Origin of the sequence: Streptomyces sp. MP131-18 (assembly GCF_001984575.1) — a bacterium.
Taxonomy (GTDB): domain Bacteria; phylum Actinomycetota; class Actinomycetes; order Streptomycetales; family Streptomycetaceae; genus Streptomyces; species Streptomyces johnsoniae.
In genome coordinates, this window is sequence record NZ_LZNS01000001.1 from 1,652,369 (window position 1) to 1,671,972 (window position 19,604).

16 protein-coding genes are annotated in these 19,604 nt (G+C 70.5%); 2 read left to right on the forward strand and 14 right to left on the reverse strand.

The annotated features are described in order from the left end of the window. Window positions 1-7: 7 nt before the first annotated feature. The 5 genes from STBA_RS07225 to STBA_RS07245 all read right to left on the reverse strand — a co-directional run bounded on the left by STBA_RS07225 (window position 8) and on the right by STBA_RS07245 (window position 6,485). Window positions 8-877, reverse strand: a complete 870-nt coding sequence (locus STBA_RS07225) for a carbohydrate ABC transporter permease (RefSeq protein WP_077058447.1) — start codon at window positions 875-877, stop codon at window positions 8-10. 13 nt (window positions 878-890) lie between these two features. After that, window positions 891-1,802: a sugar ABC transporter permease gene (locus STBA_RS07230; RefSeq protein WP_077058448.1), complete on the reverse strand. Its 912-nt coding sequence runs from the start codon at window positions 1,800-1,802 to the stop codon at window positions 891-893. Between the two features lies 1 nt (window position 1,803). Then, window positions 1,804-3,168: an extracellular solute-binding protein gene (locus tag STBA_RS07235; protein ID WP_077058449.1), complete on the reverse strand. Its 1,365-nt coding sequence runs from the start codon at window positions 3,166-3,168 to the stop codon at window positions 1,804-1,806. A 99-nt stretch (window positions 3,169-3,267) separates the two neighbouring features. Next, window positions 3,268-4,287 (reverse strand): LacI family DNA-binding transcriptional regulator, encoded by a 1,020-nt coding sequence (locus tag STBA_RS07240; protein WP_077058450.1) that lies wholly within the window; start codon window positions 4,285-4,287, stop codon window positions 3,268-3,270. A gap of 80 nt (window positions 4,288-4,367) precedes the next feature. Then, a complete protein-coding gene (locus STBA_RS07245) occupies window positions 4,368-6,485 on the reverse strand; it encodes a DNA topoisomerase IV subunit B (RefSeq protein WP_077058451.1) in 2,118 nt (705 codons plus the stop codon). A 423-nt stretch (window positions 6,486-6,908) separates the two neighbouring features. On the opposite strand from STBA_RS07245, the gene STBA_RS07250 reads away from it, so the two are divergent. After that, the gene (locus STBA_RS07250) at window positions 6,909-7,139 is read left to right on the forward strand and encodes a hypothetical protein (RefSeq protein ID WP_077058452.1); all 231 of its coding nucleotides are present in this window, start codon (window positions 6,909-6,911) and stop codon (window positions 7,137-7,139) included. A gap of 100 nt (window positions 7,140-7,239) precedes the next feature. Here STBA_RS07250 and STBA_RS07255 read toward each other — a convergent pair whose 3' ends face one another. From STBA_RS07255 to STBA_RS07280, 6 genes are all read right to left on the reverse strand, one after another. Further along, window positions 7,240-8,070: a serine protease gene (locus tag STBA_RS07255; RefSeq protein ID WP_077058453.1), complete on the reverse strand. Its 831-nt coding sequence runs from the start codon at window positions 8,068-8,070 to the stop codon at window positions 7,240-7,242. A 128-nt stretch (window positions 8,071-8,198) separates the two neighbouring features. Next, window positions 8,199-9,833: an RNA polymerase sigma factor gene (locus STBA_RS07260; protein ID WP_077058454.1), complete on the reverse strand. Its 1,635-nt coding sequence runs from the start codon at window positions 9,831-9,833 to the stop codon at window positions 8,199-8,201. Between the two features lie 288 nt (window positions 9,834-10,121). Then, window positions 10,122-11,114, reverse strand: a complete 993-nt coding sequence (locus STBA_RS07265; RefSeq protein WP_077058455.1) for a FadR/GntR family transcriptional regulator — start codon at window positions 11,112-11,114, stop codon at window positions 10,122-10,124. A 144-nt stretch (window positions 11,115-11,258) separates the two neighbouring features. Further along, complete coding sequence (locus tag STBA_RS07270; protein ID WP_077058456.1) at window positions 11,259-13,058, reverse strand: ATP-binding cassette domain-containing protein; 1,800 nt, start codon at window positions 13,056-13,058, stop codon at window positions 11,259-11,261. Window positions 13,059-13,154: 96 nt separating this feature from the next. Next, window positions 13,155-13,895 (reverse strand): NUDIX domain-containing protein, encoded by a 741-nt coding sequence (locus STBA_RS07275; RefSeq protein ID WP_077058457.1) that lies wholly within the window; start codon window positions 13,893-13,895, stop codon window positions 13,155-13,157. 31 nt (window positions 13,896-13,926) lie between these two features. Further along, window positions 13,927-15,075, reverse strand: coding sequence for a DUF4192 domain-containing protein (locus tag STBA_RS07280; RefSeq protein WP_079251777.1), 1,149 nt, complete (start codon window positions 15,073-15,075; stop codon window positions 13,927-13,929). A 133-nt stretch (window positions 15,076-15,208) separates the two neighbouring features. Here STBA_RS07280 and STBA_RS07285 point away from each other — a divergent pair, with 133 nt between their 5' ends. Continuing rightward, window positions 15,209-17,401 carry a RecQ family ATP-dependent DNA helicase gene (locus tag STBA_RS07285; protein WP_077058459.1) on the forward strand — a complete coding sequence of 731 codons (2,193 nt, stop codon included), beginning with the start codon at window positions 15,209-15,211 and terminating at the stop codon, window positions 17,399-17,401. A gap of 26 nt (window positions 17,402-17,427) precedes the next feature. Here STBA_RS07285 and STBA_RS07290 read toward each other — a convergent pair whose 3' ends face one another. Genes STBA_RS07290 through STBA_RS07300 form a run of 3 tightly spaced genes read right to left on the reverse strand, consistent with a single transcriptional unit; the run spans window position 17,428 to window position 19,473 of the window. Continuing rightward, complete coding sequence (locus STBA_RS07290; RefSeq protein ID WP_077063161.1) at window positions 17,428-18,132, reverse strand: ribonuclease HII; 705 nt, start codon at window positions 18,130-18,132, stop codon at window positions 17,428-17,430. Window positions 18,133-18,145: 13 nt separating this feature from the next. Beyond that, window positions 18,146-18,811, reverse strand: coding sequence for a histidine phosphatase family protein (locus tag STBA_RS07295; protein ID WP_077058460.1), 666 nt, complete (start codon window positions 18,809-18,811; stop codon window positions 18,146-18,148). Window positions 18,812-18,864: 53 nt separating this feature from the next. Next, complete coding sequence (locus STBA_RS07300) at window positions 18,865-19,473, reverse strand: YdbC family protein (RefSeq protein ID WP_077058461.1); 609 nt, start codon at window positions 19,471-19,473, stop codon at window positions 18,865-18,867. Window positions 19,474-19,604 lie beyond the last annotated feature (131 nt).

Consider the following 19,604-nt stretch of genomic DNA (forward strand, 5'->3'; position numbering starts at 1 on the left):
TCGGTGATCAGCCTTTGAGGCTGCCCGCGGTCAGGCCGGCAAGAATGTGGCGCTGGAAGATCAGGAAGATCACCACGAGAGGAATGCTGGCCAGGACCATTCCGGCGATCAGCATGTTCAGCGATGTGGAGTCGGCTATGCGCTGGAGGTAGACGGTGATCGGCTGCTTGGCCGGGTCGGGCAGCACGACGAGGGGCCAAAGGAAGTCACGCCAGAGCGCGGTGACGGAGAGAATGGACACCACGGCGATGATGGGCCGGGACAGCGGAAGCGTGATCCGCCACATCGTCGTGAACGCGCCCGCTCCGTCGATGCGTGCGGCGTCGAGCAGCTCGTCCGGTATCTGGTCGAAGAAGTTTTTCAGAACGTAGATGTTGAATGCGTTGGCCGCGGCCGGCAGCCAGACGGCGGCCGGGCTGTTGATGAGATTCGTGCCGAATATCGGGACATCGGTGACGGTCAGGTACGTCGGTATCAGCAGCGCGGTCGCGGGCACCATGAGGGTAATCAGCATGAGGCCGAGGATGACGTTCCCGAATCGGGGCCTGAGCTTGGACAGCGCGTAGGCGGCGGGGAGCTGGACGGCAAGTCCGAGCAGCCAGGCTCCGCCGATCAGCAGGACTGTGTTGCCGAAGTAGCGGGCCAGTTCCAATTGGTCCCAGGCGTCCGAGTAGTTGCCGGGGTGCCATTCCTCGGGAATGTAGGTCGGTGGATTGCGGGCCACCTCGGGGGAGCTCTTCATGCCGCCCGTCACCATCCAGTACAGGGGGATGATGAAGGCGATGGTGAACAGCAGCAGCACGACGACGAGCAGGGACCAGTAGACAAGCCGGCCGCGGGTGGTCCTGAGGACCGCGGGGCGCACCAGGGTTCGCAACGGGGACCTCCTCTTATATCTGCCGGCTGCGGGTGACCCGCAGGTAGGCGGCGGAGAAGACGGCGAGGAAGATCAGCAGGAGCAGGCTCATGGCACTGGCCGCGCCGAAGTTGTTGTAGACGAACGCGTACCGGTACACGAGCAGCATCACCGTGACCGTGGAATCCTCCGGGCCGCCGCCGGTCATCACGAAGGGCTCCGTGAACACCTGCATCGTCCCGACGATCTGGAGGAGCAGCAGCATCAGAATGACGAAACGCGTCTGCGGAATCGTCACGTGCCACAGCCGCCGCCAGATGCTCGCCCCGTCGAGCTCCGCGGATTCGTACAGCTCACCCGGGATCGTCTGGAGTGCCGCGAGGTAGATGAGGGTGGCGGTGCCCATATTGGCCCAGGTCGAGGCGATCACCAGGGAGATCAGGGCGGTACTCGACGAGTTGGTCCAGTCCGACGTCGGCAGGTGCGCTGCCCCGAGTATTTCGTTGATCAGCCCGCCTTCGGGCTGGTAGAACCACCGCCACATCAGGGCGACGACCACGGGCGGCAGCATCACCGGCAGGTAGACCAGAATCCGGAAGTATGCTCTGGCGTGCCGGAATTCGTTGATGAGCACCGCGGCGACGAACGGCACGCCGAAGCCGAGCAGCAGCGCGTAGAGCGTGAATACCGCGCTGTTCTTCCAGGCGGTGGCGAACAGGGGGTCGTCGAAGATGTAGGTGAAATTATCAAGACCCACCCAGCTCGACCCGCGGACGAAGTTCACTTCCTGGAAGCTGAGGATGACGTTCCGGACGACGGGGTACCAGGCGAAGAGCCCGAAGATGACGAGCGCTCCGCACAGGAACCCGTAGGCGGTGAGGTGCTCGGTGAGGCGCCGCCGCCTGCCGGCGGCGCGCTTCCCCGGCGCGGTGACGGGGGCCGCCATCTCAGGAGCCGTAGATCCGGTTGACCTGGTCCTCGGCGTCGTCGAGGAGCGCGTCGATGTCGGCGTCGCCGTCGGTCAGCACGCCCTGCATGACGTTGTCGAGGATGGCGTACACCTCCTGGGCCCGCGGCGGCTCGATCCGGCCGGGGATCGTGGCGGCGGAGTCCATGAAGGGCTGGACGTTTTCGACCGGTACGTTGGCGTGCTCCTGCTTCAGCGCCTCGACGTTGTCGCGGATCTCGCCCTCGACCCAGATGTCGGGGGTGGGAGGCATCGGCAGGCCGACCGGCAGGTCGTCGGCGAGGCTCTCCTCGATGCGGCGTTCGATCTCGTCGGGGTTGACGAAGCGCCACTGGAGCCAGGTCAGGGCGGCCTCGATCTGCTCGGGCGAGGCGCCGGCGTTGATCATGTAGCCCTCGCCGCCGATCAGCGTGCCCTGCCCCTCGGGGATGGGCGCGAGGCCGAGGTTCTCGTAGGTGCCGTCGTACTGCCGCACCAGGGTCGGCAGGTTGTCCGGGGCGGCCACGTACATGCCGAGCTGTCCGGCACCCATGGCGACCATCAGGTCCTCGCAGGACCGCATCTGGTCGCTGCCCATGGAGTCGTCCTCCCAGCGCATGGCCTGGAGGTTCGCCAGCAGGGTGCGGGTCGCGTCGGTGTTGAACGCGGCCCGCCAGCTGTCGCCGTCCGGCTCGGCGACGGCGCCGCCCGTGGAGTAGATCTCGGAGGTCAGGTGCCAGCCGCCGGTGTTCTCGATCGCGCACTCGCCGTATCCGGTGACGCCGCCGCCCAGTTCGGCGATGGCCGCGGACGCCTCGCGCACCTCCTCCCAGCTGGTGGGCGGCGCGTTCGGGTCGAGACCGGCCTGCTCGAACAGGTCCCGGTTGTAGAGCAGACCCATCGAGTAGTTCGCGGTGGGGACGCCGTACTGCCGGCCCTCGGCGTCCTGGAAGACTTCCTGGAGTTCGGGCCGGACCTGGTCGAGGTGCGGCACGTCGGCGAGGTAGTCGGTGATGTCCGCGGCGTAGCCCTGTTCGATGATTTGCGCCGGGTCGGTGAAGTAGACGTAGAAGACGTCCTCCAGATCGCCGCCCGCGACCCGGGTGTTGAACGTTTCGGGCTCCATGAAGCCCTCGTGCGGAACGATGTCGATGTCCGGGTGCGTGGCCTCGAACGCTTCTATCTCCGCGTTGAACACCCGCAGCTCACGCGTGTCCGTGCTCGGCGGCTGGCCGTTGATGTGCAGCTGCACCCTGCCGTCGTCGCCGCCACCGTCGTCGTCCGAGGAACAGGCGGTGACGGTGACGGCGAGGACGGCGGCGGTCGCGAGGCAGCGGCGCGTGCGCCGGTAGGCGATGGGTGTCATCGGTGACCCCTTCATGGGCATGTCCGGGAAGTGGGCACACTCAACCACCGATGACACCCTGGCGCAATATCCTGCGCGTGAAATGAAAAAATGCGACTGTCAGCTGCTGGCTTCCCGTGCCACAGGACCGGTAGATTCACGCACAACGAGTTCGGGCTCGAACAACAGCTCGTCGCGGGACACGTCACGGCCGCCGAACTGGGCCACCAGCACCTCCACGGCGGCCCGGCCCATGGCCTCGATGGGCTGCCGCACCGTGCTCAGCGGCGGAGACGTGCTGGTCATCAGCGTGGAGTCGTCGAATCCGACGACCGAGAGGTCGCCCGGCACCGCCAGCCCGCGCCGCCTGGCCGCCCGCACCGCGCCGAGGGCGATCACGTCGCTCGCGCAGATCACGCCCGTGACGCCGCGTTCGAGCAGGGTCGCGGTCGCCGCCTGCCCGCCCTCCAGCGTGTACATGGCCCGCGCGACCCGCTCGGGCGGCAGCTCGCCCCCGCCGGCCCGCGCCGCCGCGTGCGCCGCGGCCAGCTTGCGCTGCGACGGCACGTGATCGCTCGGGCCCAGCACGAGACCGATGCGCTCATGCCCCAGCGAGACCAGGTGCCGCCACGCCTGCTCGACGGCCACCGCGTCGTCGCAGCTGACCGTGGGGAAACCGAGCCCCGGTACCGCGGCGTTGATGAGCACCACCGGCAGCCGGCGTTCCGCGAGGAGCCGGTAGTGCTGGTGGGAGGCGTTCTCCTGGGCGTAGAGACCGCCCGCGAAGACCACGCCCGACACCTGCTGCTGGAGCAGCAGGTCGACGTAGTCGGTCTCCTGGATACCGCCCGGCGTCTGCGTGCAGAGCACGGGGACCAGACCGCGCTGCGCCAGGACCCCGCCCAGCACTTCGGCGAAGGCCGGGAAGATGGGGTTGCCCAGCTCGGGCAGGACCAGGCCGACCAGCCGGCCGCGTTCGCCCCGTAGCTGGGTGGGCCGTTCGTATCCCAGCACATCCAGCGCCGTGAGCACGGCCTGCCGGGTGGCCTCGGACACCCCGGGCTTCCCGTTGAGGACCCGGCTGACCGTGGCCTCGCTCACGCCCACCTTCTGCGCCACCTGGGCAAGTCGTCGCGTCATGCCCGCAAGAATAACGCAAACCACGCAAGTAAATTGCGTGCACGTCCCACCCTGAAAGCGCCCGGTGGCTCGCCGGTGGCTCAGGTGTCGATGCGCGAACGGTCCAGCGTTGCGGCGGAACTCGTGATGAACTCGCGCCGCGGAGCGACCTCGTTGCCCATCAGCAGGCTGAACGCCTCCTCCGCCGCCTCCAGATCACTGATGTTGATGCGCCGGAGCGTGCGCCTGCGCGGGTCCATCGTGGTCTCCGCGAGCTGGTCGGCGTCCATCTCGCCGAGCCCCTTGTAGCGCTGGATGGAGTCCTTGTACCGCACTCCCCTGCGCTCCAGGTCGAGCAGCGTCTCCCGCAGCTCGTTGTCCGAGTACGTGTACAGGTACTTCTCCTGGCCGCGCTTCGGATTGCTCAGCTCGATCCGGTGCAGCGGCGGCACGGCCGAGAAGACGCGGCCCTGCTCCACCATGGGACGCATGTAGCGCTGGAAGAGGGTCAGCAGCAGACAGCGGATGTGCGCGCCGTCCACGTCGGCGTCGGCCAGGAAGATCACGCGGCCGTAGCGCGCCTGGTCGATGTCGAACGTCCGCCCCGACCCGGCCCCTATCACCTGGATGATGGCGCCGCACTCGGCGTTCTTCAGCATGTCGGAGACCGAGGACTTCTGAACGTTCAGAATCTTGCCCCGGATCGGCAGCAGCGCCTGGAACTCCGAGTTCCGCGCGAGCTTCGCGGTGCCGAGCGCGCTGTCCCCCTCGACGATGAACAGCTCGCTGCGGTCCACGTCGTCGCTGCGGCAGTCGGCCAGCTTGGCCGGCAGCGCCGAAGACTCCAGCGCGGTCTTCCGGCGCTGGGCCTCCTTGTGCTGCCGGGCCGCGATGCGGGTCCTGGCCGCCGCCACGACCTTCTCCAGAACGGCACGGGCCTGCTGCTTCGCGTCACGTTTGGTGGAGGTGAGGAACTCCTTCAGCTCCTTGGCGACCACGTTGGCCACGATCCTGGTCGCCGCCGAGGTGCCGAGCACCTCCTTCGTCTGCCCCTCGAACTGCGGCTCGGCGAGCCGGACGGTCACCACCGCCGTCATGCCTTCGAGGGCGTCGTCCTTCGTGACGTCCTCCTCCGCGACGCGCAGCAGCTTCGTCGCGCGCAGGACATCGTTCACCGTCGATCTCACGGCCCGCTCGAAGCCGGCCACGTGCGTGCCGCCCTTCGGCGTCGCGATGATGTTGACGAAGGACTTCACCGCGGTGTCGTAGCCGGTGCCCCAGCGCAGCGCGACATCGACCTCCAGATCGCGCCGCACCTCGGTCGGGATCATGTGCCCGCGGTCGTCCAGGACCGGCACGGTCTCCTTGAACGTGCCGCCCCCCGTCAGACGCAGGACGTCACAGACCGGCTTGTCCGAGGCCAGGTACTCACAGAACTCGCTGATGCCCCCGTCGTAACGGAAGACCTCTTCCGAGTGATCCGCGCCGTCGACACCCCGCTCGTCACGCACGGTGAGCGTGAGGCCGGGAACGAGGAAGGCGGTCTGGCGGGCGCGGGCGTGCAGCGTGTCCAGGGACAGCTTGGCGTCCTTCAGGAAAATCTGCCGGTCCGCCCAGTACCGCACGCGCGTGCCCGTGCGGCTCTTGGGAATCTTCTTGCTCTTCAGCAGCCCGCTGGTCGGATCGAACGGCGCGTCGGGCCCCGACTCCGTGAAGATGCCGGGGGTGCCCCGCCTGAAACTGATCGCATTCGTGTGGCCGCCGCGGTCCACTTCCACGTCGAGGCGGGCGGACAGCGCGTTCACCACCGAGGCGCCGACGCCGTGCAGCCCTCCGGAGGCCGCGTAGGAGCCGCCGCCGAACTTGCCGCCGGCGTGCAGCTTGGTCATGACGACCTCGACGCCCGAGAGCCCCGTCTTCGGCTCGATGTCGACCGGGATGCCGCGCCCGTTGTCCCGCACCTCGACGGAGCCGTCCTCGCGGAGGAACACCTCGATGCGGTCGCAGTGGCCGCCCAGCGCCTCGTCGACGGAATTGTCGATGATCTCCCACAGGCAGTGCATCAGACCGCGGCTGTCGGTCGACCCGATGTACATGCCGGGCCGCTTGCGCACCGCCTCAAGCCCCTCGAGAACCAGCAGGTGCCGCGCGGTGTAGTTGCCGCCGGGGTCGGCTCCGGTCAGCAGTGCGGTTGATGGCACGGACGTGTCGGCGGTCACGCAGTTCGCTCCTCGCTGAATCCTGATCGGTGGCGGAGTGCCGCTCAGAGGGTACCGAGGCCCTGTAGAGCGGTTGTGCAGCTACCCAGGAAGTATCAGGGTAGCCCAGAGTCGCTCACGCGTTCGATAACTCGTCTGGGTGACGTGTACATCACGTTCCCTTCGAGGCATGAACCATTTAGGGTTCGGGCACGTCCTCCTGAACGAAGGGCCGACCCCGGATACGCCGAGGTAGCCGGAATAAGACCACCAGACAACGGATACACCAAGCAACTACCGCAATACGGCTCATTCGCCGCCACCCGGCAGCGTTCGGCCATCTCGGAAGATTTTTTTCGCTGAGAAGCCGCGAGCGGGAACGTTCTCGGCCTGGTTGGATGTTGTTCCTGGTACGACAGCTCGTCGAGCTAGAGAAGAGGCGACGTGACTACTGTTCTGACCCCCGCGAGCCCGCTGACGGCTGGGGACCGCTGCGATCGCTGTGGTGCCCAGGCGTATCTCCGCGTGGTCCTCATCAGCGGCGGAGAGCTGCTGTTCTGCGCCCACCACGGCCGTAAGTTCGAGCCGGAGCTCAAGAAGATCGCCGCGGAAATACAGGACGAGACGGAGAAGCTGACGGCGACTCCCGTGTCCGCGACCGACGACGAACGATGACCTGACGTATCGCGTCCGACCACCGACCGACGGGCTCTGGTCCGGCCACCGCGCCGGACGGCGGGCGGGCACTCCGGCGTCACCCGGGGTGCCCGCCCGTTCACCATTCCGGCGCCTGCTGCCGCACCGGCAGCTGAGCGAGCACCGCCGCCCGGGTGTAGACCCCCGGTCGGCCGGGCTGCCCGCAACCCGTCCCCCACGACACCAGGCCGACCAGGCGCCCGCCCGCGACCAGCGGACCCCCGCTGTCGCCCTGGCAGGCGTCACGGCCGCCGTCCGGCAGCCCCGCGCAGACCATCGACGGCGAGTGGTACCGGCCGTTCCCCGCGCCCTCGTACGCACGCGCGCAGGCCGCGTCGGGCAGCATCCGCACGCGCGCCGATCGCAGCTCCGTGGCGTAGCTGCCGTCCCCGCTCATATCCCCCCAGCCGAAGACGCGCGCCGCGACGCCCGGCGTATAGACCGCGTCGCCGGGACCGGCCACCGGGATGGCCCAGTGGTCCGGCAGCGGCTCGGCGAGCGTGAGCACGGCAAGATCCTCCACGTGGGTCCGCTCGTCGTGATCCGGGTCCTTCCACACCGCGCGCACCGGCACCTCACGCCCCGTGCGCCCCCGCAGGTCGTCCCGCCCGACGACCACCGCGAGATCGCGCAGCTCCGCCGGGTCCACGCCGAGCACGGGCCGGCTCAGGCAGTGGGCCGCCGTCACCACCGTGTCGCTGCCGACGACCGCCCCGCCGCAGAACTGCCCGGAGCGTTCGTCGCCGAACAGCTCCCGGCTCGCCAGGGCCACCGCCCAGGGGTGCGCGGAGACCGGTGCGGGATGGCCGCCGACCACCGTCCCGCCGGCGGCCGCGGAAGTGCCCGGTGGCAGGGCAGCCGTCAGGAGGAGCAACAGGGCGATAGGCAGTGCCCGGGACGGATGGCGCATGGCGGCTCCTGACCGTTCGAGGTCCTGTAACCACCCAGCGTCAACGCCGCGGCCGCGGTGCGCATCCGGAATCGGATGCGCACCGCGGCCGACGGTGTGACGTGGAACCCCGCCCCGGGGCGGTCGCGCTAGTCCAGGTAGTCGCGAAGCACCTGGGAACGGGAGGGGTGGCGGAGCTTCGACATGGTCTTGGACTCGATCTGCCGGATGCGCTCGCGCGTCACCCCGTAGACCTTGCCGATCTCGTCCAGGGTCTTGGGCTGGCCGTCGGTGAGGCCGAAGCGCATCGACACCACGCCCGCCTCACGCTCACTGAGCGTGTCGAGCACCGAGTGCAGCTGCTCCTGGAGAAGGGTGAAGCTGACCGCGTCGGCCGGGACCACGGCCTCGGAGTCCTCGATGAGGTCACCGAACTCGCTGTCACCGTCCTCACCCAGCGGGGTGTGCAGGGAGATCGGCTCCCGCCCGTACTTCTGGACTTCGACCACCTTCTCGGGGGTCATGTCCAGCTCCTTGGCCAGCTCCTCCGGGGTGGGCTCGCGGCCCAGGTCCTGGAGCATCTGACGCTGCACGCGCGCGAGCTTGTTGATCACTTCGACCATGTGCACCGGGATACGGATGGTGCGGGCCTGGTCGGCCATGGCGCGGGTGATCGCCTGTCGAATCCACCAGGTGGCATACGTGGAGAACTTGTAGCCCTTGGTGTAGTCGAACTTCTCGACGGCGCGGATCAGACCCAGGTTGCCCTCCTGGATCAGGTCGAGGAACAGCATGCCGCGCCCCGTGTAGCGCTTGGCGAGGGAGACCACGAGCCGGAGGTTGGCCTCCAGCAGGTGGTTCTTCGCGCGGCGGCCGTCCTCGGAGATGATCTCCAGCTCGCGCCTCAGCTTGGGGGCGGTCTTGTCCGAGCTGGCCAGCTTGTCCTCGGCGAAGAGACCGGCCTCGATGCGCTTGGCCAGCTCCACCTCCTGCTCCGCGTTGAGCAGGGGAACCTTGCCGATCTGCTTCAGGTAGTCCTTGACCGGGTCGGCGGTGGCACCGGCCGCGGCGACCTGCTGGGCGGGGGCGTCGTCCTCGTCCTCGTCGGACAGGATGAAGCCCTCGTTCTCCGGCTTGCCGTCGGGGCCCTCGGTGGGTGCGGCGCCGCGAGCGGCGCGCTCCGCGGGCTCCTCCAGAGCGACCTCCTCCTCGCCCTCGAGAAACTCGTCGACGATCTCCTTCTTCGGCTCCGTGCCCTTGTCGGCGGCCGTCTTCTTGACGACGGCCTTCTTGGCCGGGGCCTTCTTCGCGACCGCCTTCTTGGCGGGAGCCTTCTTCGCGACCGCCTTCTTGGCCGGGGCCTTCTTGGCGATCGCCTTGTGGGCGGAGCCGCCGCCGGCTGACTCCAGGCTCTCGGCGTCGAGGGGTGGCTCGTCGGGGTGGGCCGTGGCTGTGGCCTTCTTGGCCGGCGTGGTCTTTGCCGCGACAGTCTTGGTCGCGGTGCGCTTGGCCGTAGTCTTCGCGGCGACACTCTTCCGGGTGCGCTTGGGCGCCTCGGCGGCACTCACCATCAGCGTCACGCCCTCCTCGTCGAGGATCTGGTTGAGGCTGCGCAGAACGTTCTTCCACTGGGTTGACGGGATCTGGTCAGCCTCGAAGGCCCGGCGCACGTCGTCGCCGGCGATCTGCCCCTCAGCCTTTCCCCGTTCGATGAGCGCCATCACAGAATTGGACTCGGCGATCTCTGCGGGGAGCGTACGGGAAGTGCTGGCCGACACGAACAACCTCTCGGAAACTCTGGGAACGGCTTCAGGCCCGCCCGATGCGGACGGAACCGGTGACCGACGGCAGGGGTGCGCCGACGGCGGCGGCGGAGCGGCGGCGGACTGCTGGTCCCACCGCTGCTGCCACCTCTTGGTTCATCGCGCTGCTCCCCGAAGCGTTACGCAGCTTTCGCGTGTCCCGAGTCACACCGCACGCTCGACTGTAGCGGGCCCGATCGGAAGCGTCGCCGGACCCCTGCCCGGATCGGGCCCGGCGACACCTCGCTGCGTGCCGATTCAGTACTCGCTTCAGTGTTCGCGCGGGGCGGGAACCACATGGTCGGCGCCTCCCGGTGCCGGTGCCGGTGCCGGAGCCGCGGCGGGGGCGGCGGCCTCGGGGGAGGCCATCAGCAACTGCCGCATCGCGGTCTCGGCGGCGCCGGGCTCGCCGGACGCGACCGCGTCCACGATGCGCTGGTGAACGGCGACCGACGCCTCGGTGGGCTGCTCGCAGCCCGAGGCGGCACCGCCGGAGACCTGGAGGGCGGCGGCCACGATCCCGGAAAGGTGCTCCAGCATGCGGTTGCCCGCGGCCTGGAGCAGGAGGCCGTGGAACTCGGCGTCCGCGCGGGAGAAGGTGAGGGCGTCGCCTTGGCCGAGGGCGTGGGTCATGATGTCGACCATGTCGCCGAGGCGCTGCCGGACCTCCTCGGAGACGTCCCCCGCGGCCAGCCGGGCGGCGAGCGGCTCGATGGTCAGCCGCAGCTCGCTCAGCTCGCGCCGCTGGTCCTCACGCTGGGGGCCGAAGGCGCGCCATTCGATGATGTCGGGATCGAGCAGGTTCCAATCGCTGACGGGCCGGACGCGCGTGCCCACATTGGGCCGGGCACTCACCAGGCCCTTGGCCTCCAGCACGCGCAGGGACTCGCGGACGACGGTCCGCGAGACCTCGAAGCGCTGGCCGATCTCCTCGGGAACGAGCGGGCGATCCGCGCCGAGGTCACCGGAGACGATCATCTGTCCGAGCTGCTGAACGAGTTGGCCGTGGAGCCCGCGCCCGCGGCTCCCGGCGGCACGGCGGCCGACCCGGCCCATGTCCGGGTCGCCGCCGTCCCAGGCGGGTGCGTTGGTGGTGCGGGCGGCGCCGGTGGACTCCGCGTAGGAGTAGCGGTCGAGGTCGCCCGCGCCGGCGGGGCCGGAGTCGGCGGGACGGGTGGGGGTCATCATGGAATGCGCAAGGGTAGTCACGCCTCCTTTGTCGGCGGGGTCCGTTGACACCTTGAGGTCTTTGGTGAAAAGCACACGAAAGGGTGATCGGCGCCCCCTGCATAATTGACGCCTAATCGGAAGGAAATGGACCCGGGCTGCCCAAGGCCGATACGCAGGTGGGTCGTTGAGGACCGAAGCGTGGTCCCGACGGTCGCCGCCGGGGCTGCCACGGCGTCCTCAACGCAGGCCGCTGCGCAGGCTGACAAGGGCATATCCGCCGAGCAGCACCGGAAGCGAAAGGGCCAGCGCCCAGCCGATCGGCTGAGACGCGAGATGCGCGGTTGCGGACAGCCAGTGGTCGACTCCGGAAGGGAACGGAAGCGTGGTCAACGCATGCATGCGGCCCGGCAGTCCGTCGAGCGATTGACCCGCAGGACCGTCGAGTACGGTGCGCAGCACCGGTGTCAGCACGAGTGGCACGGCGGCGACGGCGGCGAACCCGACGAGCGTCGAACGGAAAATGCCGGCGGCGAGCAGACCGGCCCACGCACAGCCCACCGAGAGCGCCACGGCGCCGATGAGCGCCACCTGCCAGGAGCCGTCGAAGGCTACGTCCTCACCGAACACGAGGGTGAACGACGTCGAGTTGATCGCGACGGTGGCGCAGGCGAGCAGCACGGCGAGGGCTCCGGACACCGTGAGCTTGCCCAGCAGCAGGGACAGCCGCCGCGGCACGGCGACGCGCGCGGGCGTCAGCGCCGGATACCGGAACTCGTGACCGAACGCCATCGCCCCCAACACCCCGGCGGCGATGGCGACGGGCGGGAGGGGCAACGGGTCGGCCCAGCCGGTGAGTACACGCTCCGCGGAGCGCGGGGCGCCGGACGACGCCAGGGCGAGCGCGGTCACCAGCCCGGCGAGCAGCGTCAGCACCTTCAGCCACCACCCGGTGGGGACCCCGGCCCAGCGCCGCAGTTCATAGCGCACGGGCCAGCTCGGCCCCGGTGGTGGCAGCGCGGGCAGCCGGGGCGGCAGGACGGATGTGTCGCGGAGCCCGCCGGCCGAACGCTGCGCGGGCGCGACGACCACAGCCTCCGCCGACCGCCTGCCGTCGGCCCGGTGCAGCGGCCCGCTGGGCGACCGGTCCCCGAAGGCCCCCACCTCGTCGGCGAGTTGGTGAACGAGGACCCGGTGCTGGTAGGCGACCTCACCAACGGCCGCGCAGGTGGTGCCGAAAACGGACAGCCGGCTGCCCGACTCCCGGACGATCTCCGGCAGACCCGCCGCCCCGCCCGTCTCCTCGGCGGTGCGGAAGCGCTCGGTGAGCGCCGCCGCGAGCCGGTCGGCGTGCGGAGTGCGCACGGCGACGCGGGGACGCAGCCGGGCGCGGGCGAAGTCAGCGGCCGTCTGGTCCGCGACGAGCCGACCACCGTCCAGACTCACCACCCTGTCGGCGACCCGCGCGACGCCGCCCGCGTCCTCCCCGGTGACGAGCACGGCCCCGCCCTGCTCCGCGTAGCCGCGCAGCAGCGTGTGCAGCCAGGCCGTCTCGCGGGGCGAGAGGCCGTCGGCAGGATCGTCGAGGACCAAGGTGTGCGGATCGCCCAGCAGCGCGGACGCCAGCCCGAGCCTGCGGTCCATCCCCCGTGAGAACAGCCCGAGCCGCTGGTCGGCCAGGCCGCTCAGCCCCACCACGTCGAGCACGTCCTCGGCCCGTCCGGCCGGCACCCCGGAGGCCGCGGCCAGCATCCGCAGGTGACCGACGGCGCTGCGTCGCGGATGACCGGGGACGTCACCGAGCAGGACGCCGATCTCCCGGGTGGCGTGCGGCACCCGGGACAGCGGCCGCCCGCGGAACAGCGCGACCCCGCGGCCGGGGGACAGCTGGAGCATCAGCCGCAACGCGGTGGACTTGCCCGCCCCCGGCGGCCCCAGCAGCGCGGTGACGCTGCCCGCCCGTGCCTCGAAGGTGAGATCGTCAACGGCCGGCGGCCGACCGCGCCGCGGCGCACTGGTGAGTCCGATGGCCTGGATCATCGATTCTCCCGTTGAGCATGCACTCTGGCACGATAACGGGACATATCAGATTTTCCGGGAGACGCGCGGGCCCGCGAAAGGCCGGTGCGCACCGGCTCAGACGTCGGGACGCAGCATCGGAGGATTGAGCGCGCTGGCGCCCCCCGCCCTGAACAGCTGGGCCGGGCGGCCACCCTGACGGGTCGTCGTACCTCCGACGGGAACGAGGAAGCCCGGGGTGCCCGTCACCTTCCGGTGGAAGTTGCGTGGATCGAGCGCCACCCCCCATACCGCCTCGTAGACCCTGCGGAGCTCGCCGACGGTGAACTCGGCCGGGCAGAAGGCCGCGGCCAGCGAGGAGTACTCGATCTTCGAGCGGGCCCGCTCGACTCCGTCGTCGAGGATGGTGGCGTGGTCGAAGGCCAGCCGCTCCGCCGGAGCCGCGTCCGTCGCACCGAGCAGCCGGCGGACCGGCATCCACTGAGCGCTGCCCGCGTCCCCGCCGGCCGTGGGGGCGGGCAGGTCGGGCGCGAGCACCAAGTGGGCAACGCTGACCACGCGCATCCTCGGGTCCCGGGAAGGATCGCCATAGGTGGCGAGCTGCTCGAGATGGGCTCCGGCGTGACGGCTGTCGGAGTCCTGGGTCCGCAGTCCCGTCTCCTCCGCCAGCTCCCTGGCGGCGGCGGACGCCAAGTCCTCGTCCGCCCGCACGAAGCCGCCGGGGAGTGCCCACTGCCCTCGGTACGGCTCCTCGCCGCGCCGCACGGTGAGGGCGCACAGCGCATGCCGCCTGACGGTGAGCACGACCAGATCGACGGTGACGGCGAACGGCGGGAACTCCGACGGGTCGTAGGGCATGCCGTGATCATAGGGGTCCGCAACACGGTAATCAGCGCCTGCGGTCCGCCCGCTGCTCCCGCATGCAGCGGCGCAGTCCCTCCGGGTCCGCTCCCTCCCGGTACGCCTGGAACAGCAGCCTGGCGAACGTGTACTCCGGATCGGTCTCCAGCGCCCGGGCCAGCGCCGCCTGCGCACCCGACAGGTCGCCCGTGGACCAGGCCACCCAGCCCGCCAGGGTGAGCGGCGGCGCGGCATGCTCCGCGAACTCCCCCACGCAGCGCCGCGCGAGGGCGCGCCACAGCCGCAGCGCGGCAGGCGCCTCCGCGCCCTCCATCCACTCCCCGGCGAAGTCCCGGGCGACGCGGTCCTGGAGGCCGAGGATCAGCCGGGCGGCCTCTTCGGAGGTGATCAGTGCATCGTCCCTTGCGTCGGGCGAAACCTCGTCGATCGCGGCCGGCGCCCTGCGGAACCGGGCGATCACCCGCTCCGCCAGCTCCAGGGTCGCCGCCCGGACGGCGGCGACGTCCCCGGACGCTCCGAGCATGGGACGGATCAGGGCGGCGGAAGCCGCGTCGAACGCACGGACCTGCCGGGCGGCCGCGTCGCCCGCCAGGGGCGCGAGCCGCTCCCGCTGGCGGTCCGGTGACGTGCGGACCTGGATGCCCGCATACGCCGCCGCGGCCGCCATCGGTGAACTGCCCGCCCTCGGCAGCTCGTTCCCTGCGGGCGGGCAGCAGTCGTCGGTGGCGCAGCAGTACGACCAGTACCGGCCCCCCGACAGGCAGAGCGCCTCGACGACCGGGACATCCAGAGCGCCGCACGAGGTGCGCAGCAGCTGCGCCAGCGGGCGCAGCCGCTCCTTGACGTCGTGGCCGCGGCCGTCGGCGGCGGGGGCCTGGCACAGGCAGACGAGTGCCGCGTCCGGTGCCGCCCCGTTCCGCTTGGTGCTTTCCTCGACGAGGCACGACGCCATCGCCTCGGCCGTCTCCCGCCAGCCGGCCGGATGCGAGGGGATGCCCGAGTACACCCTGCCGAGCAGCCGGCCGTGCGGCCGGTGCACGCCGATGATCACAACGGAGTTGTCCGGGTCGTGCCCCAGCAGGTACGGAAGCGCATCGGCCACGTCCCCCGCGCCGCGGAGCCTGACGAGCTTGAAGGGATCTGTCAGTGAACGAGCGGACTCGCTGAGTGATGTCATGTCGGGCAGGATGCACCATCCGGGCCTGTCCGTGTCGTCCGTTATCCACAGGAGCGCGCATCGATACTAAGAATGACCGGGTTATCCACAGGTTGATTGGCGGGCACCGCCGCCGATCCGCTTGCATGGGGGCATGCAACAGCCAACGGCGGGCACCGCCCCGCACTCCGTCCCGGAGCCATCGGACCTGCGCGCCTCGGCCGATGCGGTGCTGTCTCGTCTCGTCGGCGACGCCGACGGGACGACGCGGCTCCGCGAGGACCAGTGGCGCGCCATCGAGGCCCTGGTCGCACACCAGCGCCGCGCGCTCGTCGTCCAGCGCACCGGCTGGGGCAAGTCCGCGGTGTACTTCGTCGCCACCGCCCTCCTTCGGCAGCGTGGCAGCGGGCCGACGGTGATCGTCTCCCCCCTGCTCGCACTCATGCGCAATCAGATCGAGGCCGCCGCCAGGGCCGGGGTCCGCGCACGCTCGATCAACTCGGCCAACACCGAGGAGTGGGAAACCGTGCAGGCCGAGGTGGCCGCGGGCGAGGTCGACGTGCTGCTGGTCAGCCCCGAGCGGCTGAACAATCCGGATTTCCGCGACCAGGTGCTGCCCCGGCTCGCGGCGACCACCGGCCTCCTGGTGGTGGACGAGGCGCACTGCATCTCCGACTGGGGCCACGACTTCCGGCCCGACTACCGCCGACTTCGCACGCTGCTCGCGGAGCTGCCCTCCGGCGTGCCGGTGCTCGCCACGACGGCCACGGCGAACGCGCGGGTGACGGCCGACGTCGCCGAGCAGCTGGGCACCGGAGAAGACGCGGCGGAGGCACTGGTACTGCGCGGTTCGCTGGACCGCGAAAGCCTGCGCCTTTCTGTGCTGCGGCTGCCCGATGCCGCCCACCGGCTGGCCTGGCTCGACGGGCACCTGGCCCGGCTGCCCGGCTCGGGCATCATCTACACACTCACCGTCGCGGCGGCCGAGGAGGTGTCGGCCTACCTTACGGCGCGCGGCCACCGGGTCATCGCCTACACCGGCCGCATGGAGAACGCGGACCGGCAGGCCGCGGAGGAGGACCTCCTGGCGAACAAGGTGAAGGCCCTGGTCGCGACCTCCGCACTCGGCATGGGCTTCGACAAGCCGGACCTGGGCTTCGTCGTCCACGTCGGCTCGCCCTCCTCCCCCATCTCCTACTACCAGCAGGTGGGGCGCGCCGGGCGCGGGGTCGACCATGCCGAGGTGCTGCTGCTGCCCGGCCCGGAGGACGAGGCGATCTGGCGGTACTTCGCCTCCCTCGCGTTCCCTCCCGAGGAGCAGGTGCGCCGCACCCTGGACGTGCTCGCGGCAGCGGGCCGGCCGCTGTCCCTGCCCGCCCTCGAGCCCCAGGTCGAACTGCGGCGTTCGCGGCTGGAGATGATGCTGAAGGTGCTGGATGTGGACGGCGCCGTCCGCCGGGAGCGCGGTGGCTGGACGGCGACCGGCGCCCGGTGGGAGTACGACGCGGAGCGCTACGCCAAGGTGGCCCGCCAGCGTGAGGCCGAGCAGCAGTCCATGCGCGCGTACGCCGCGGGCAGCGGCTGCCGCATGGAGTTCCTGCGCCGCCAGCTCGACGATGAGGGGGCCGCCCCCTGTGGCCGTTGCGACAACTGCACAGGTGACTTCTACACGCCGGACGTTGCATCGGCGGCGCTTGACTCGGCCCGGGGGGAGCTGGCCAGGCCGGGAGTCCAGGTCGAGCCCCGCCGCATGTGGCCGACCGGCCTGCCCGGCATCGGCGTCGAGCTGAAGGGCCGTATCCCCGCCGGAGAACAGGCCGCGCCCGGGCGGGCGCTCGGCCGGCTGTCGGACATCGGCTGGGGCAATCGGCTGCGGCCCCTGCTCTCCCCCGGCTCCGGCGACGGTGCCGTTCCCGACGACGTGCTGAATGCCGTGGTCACCGTCCTCGCCGACTGGGCGAAGAGCCCGGAGGGCTGGGCCTCGGGTGCACCAGACGCCCGGGCGCGGCCCGTCGGGGTCGTCGCCATCGGCTCACACACCCGGCCACGCCTGATCGGCTCCCTCGCCGAAGGCATCGCCGACGTCGGCCGCATGCCGCTGCTCGGCACGGTCGAGACCGGTGCGGGCCCGCCCGGCCGCAGCAACAGCGCGCGGCGCGTCCAGTCCCTGACTGGTGCCCTCGGGCTGCCGCCCGAGCTGGCCGACGCCGTGCGGACCGCCTCCGGGCCCCTGCTTCTGGTGGACGACTACACCGACTCCGGCTGGACGCTGGCTCTGGCGGCGCGGCTGCTCCGCACGGAAGGAGCCACCGCGGTGCTGCCGCTGGTGCTGGCCCTACAGGGATGAGCGGTCGCACCGCTGCCGGACGCGGGTCAGAACATGCCGAGTTGGCCCGCGTCCTCAAGTGATTCGGCCGCCAGGGCATCACGATGGGAGGGGAGCTTGAGATGGCGCCAGCGCGGCAGTGCGTCCAAGTAGGCCCACGACCGGCGGTGGTAACGCGTCGGGCCGTGTTCCGCCAGCGCCGACTTGTGGATCGGCGAGGGGTAGCCCGCATTGCTGTCGAACGCGTACTCCGGGCACTCCGGGGCCAGTTCCGCAAGCATCGCGTCACGTCGCACCTTCGCGATGACGGAAGCGGCCGCCACCGCCACGCACGACTGGTCACCCTTGATAACAGTCCGCACGTTCCACGGCTTGCCGAGGTAGTCGTGCTTGCCGTCCAGAATCACGGCATCCGGCCGCTCCGGAAGGGCTTCCAGGGCCCGGCAGGCCGCGAGGCGCAGCGCCGCCGTCATCCCCAAGGTGTCGATCTCCTCGGGAGAGGCGTGCCCGAGCGCATGGGAGGTCACCCAGCCGGTCAGCACCTCGGCCAGCGCCGTTCTCCGCAAGGGAGTCAGCAGCTTCGAATCCGTGAGGCCCTCGGGCGGTCGGCGCAGTCCGGTGACGGCGGCGCACACGGTGACCGGCCCGGCCCACGCACCGCGCCCGACTTCGTCGACCCCGGCGACCAGACGCGCACCCGTCGTGGCCCGAACGGACCGCTCGACGCGATGAGTAGGAGGCTCATACGGCATGACCTGATCCACCCTACGCGCACCATCCTTCGAAGGGCCGCTCGGGTGTGTGCCAGCGTTCGAAGGGCCGGTCCAGGTGGTAGCGCCGGTCGGGGCCGAGCAGCAGCTCGCGCGTTTCGCCGTTGCCCGGATTGGACAGCGACTCGAATTCCGCGACGGTCCAGTGCAGCCATCGCATGCAGAACAGCCGCATGGTCAGTCCGTGCGTCACCAGCAGCACGTTCGGCGGATGGTCCGCCTTCTCGAAGCTGCGCCACAGACTTTCCAGGAAGGCGCCCACCCGGTCGTACACGTCCGCGCCCGACTCCCCCTGTGCGAAGCGGTAGAAGAAGTGCCCATAGGTATCGCGGGAGCGCTTCTGGCGCAGTACGTCCGCCTTGTCCTGCCAGTTGCCCCAGTCCTGCTCGCGCAGCCGCGGCTCCTCCCGGACCCGGACGCGGGAGGGGTCGAGAGCGAGCGCCCGGAACGTCTGGTGGGTGCGCCGGTACGGCGACACGTACGCGGAGACCCGCTCCGTGCCGAACACCTGCCGGAGGTGCTCCCCCGCCACCTCCGCCTGGCGTTTGCCCTTGTCGGTCAGCTCCAAGGCGTGGTCCGGGACACGTTCGTAGACCGAGTCGTCCCAGTTCCCCTGTGACTCTCCGTGCCGAAGGAGAACGATACGCCGAGGTTGTGCCATGTCCTCAGAGTAGTTCGACGGCGGGGCCGCCGCCGCACCCCCCGTCGCCCGGCTCAGACCGTCCAGCCCGGCTCCATGTCGATGACGTCACCCGCGATGGCCGCCACATCCGCGCCGGTCTGGGCCCGCAGCGCCAGCCTCTCCACCCGCTCCGTACGGTACTTGGCCCGCTCGGCGGCGGCGTCCCACATGGACAGCACGAGGAATTCGCTCTCCGGCTCCGCCTCGGCGAACACGCCGCGGAGCATGCCCGGCGATCCGGCCATCGCCGGATTCCAGACCTTCTCCTGCATCAGCGCGAAGTGCTCGGCGCGGTCGTCGTGGACCGTGCAGTGCGCGACCCGCAGCAGGTTCGCGTCCGTGAACCTCGGCTCGAAGCCCATCTTCACGTCGAACCGGTACTGGAAGAGGCGGACCTGCATGTCCTGGTACGTGCCGCTCTGGGCCGCGGCCAGCCGGTCGTGGGAGCGCGCCATGAAGGAGTCGTAGAACGCGCGGCTCTCCCAGAAGCCGAAGAGGTGCACCACGCCCGGCTGCTTCCGGCTCCACCCGCCGCCCTGAGCCCGGAATCCGGGCTCGCCCAGCAGCCCCGCCCACTTCCGCTGCCCGCGCTCGAAGCCGACTCGGTCGACCACCGTGCACCGCATCCACTTGACCAGCACCGCGCCATCGTACGGCCATCTCCCCCGCGGGACGTACGAGATCCTCGATCACGCGCACGGCCTCCCCGCCCGTGTGCAACTGGGATGCACGCGGGCACCGTTCGGCACGGGGCGCCCACCACGACGCCGCC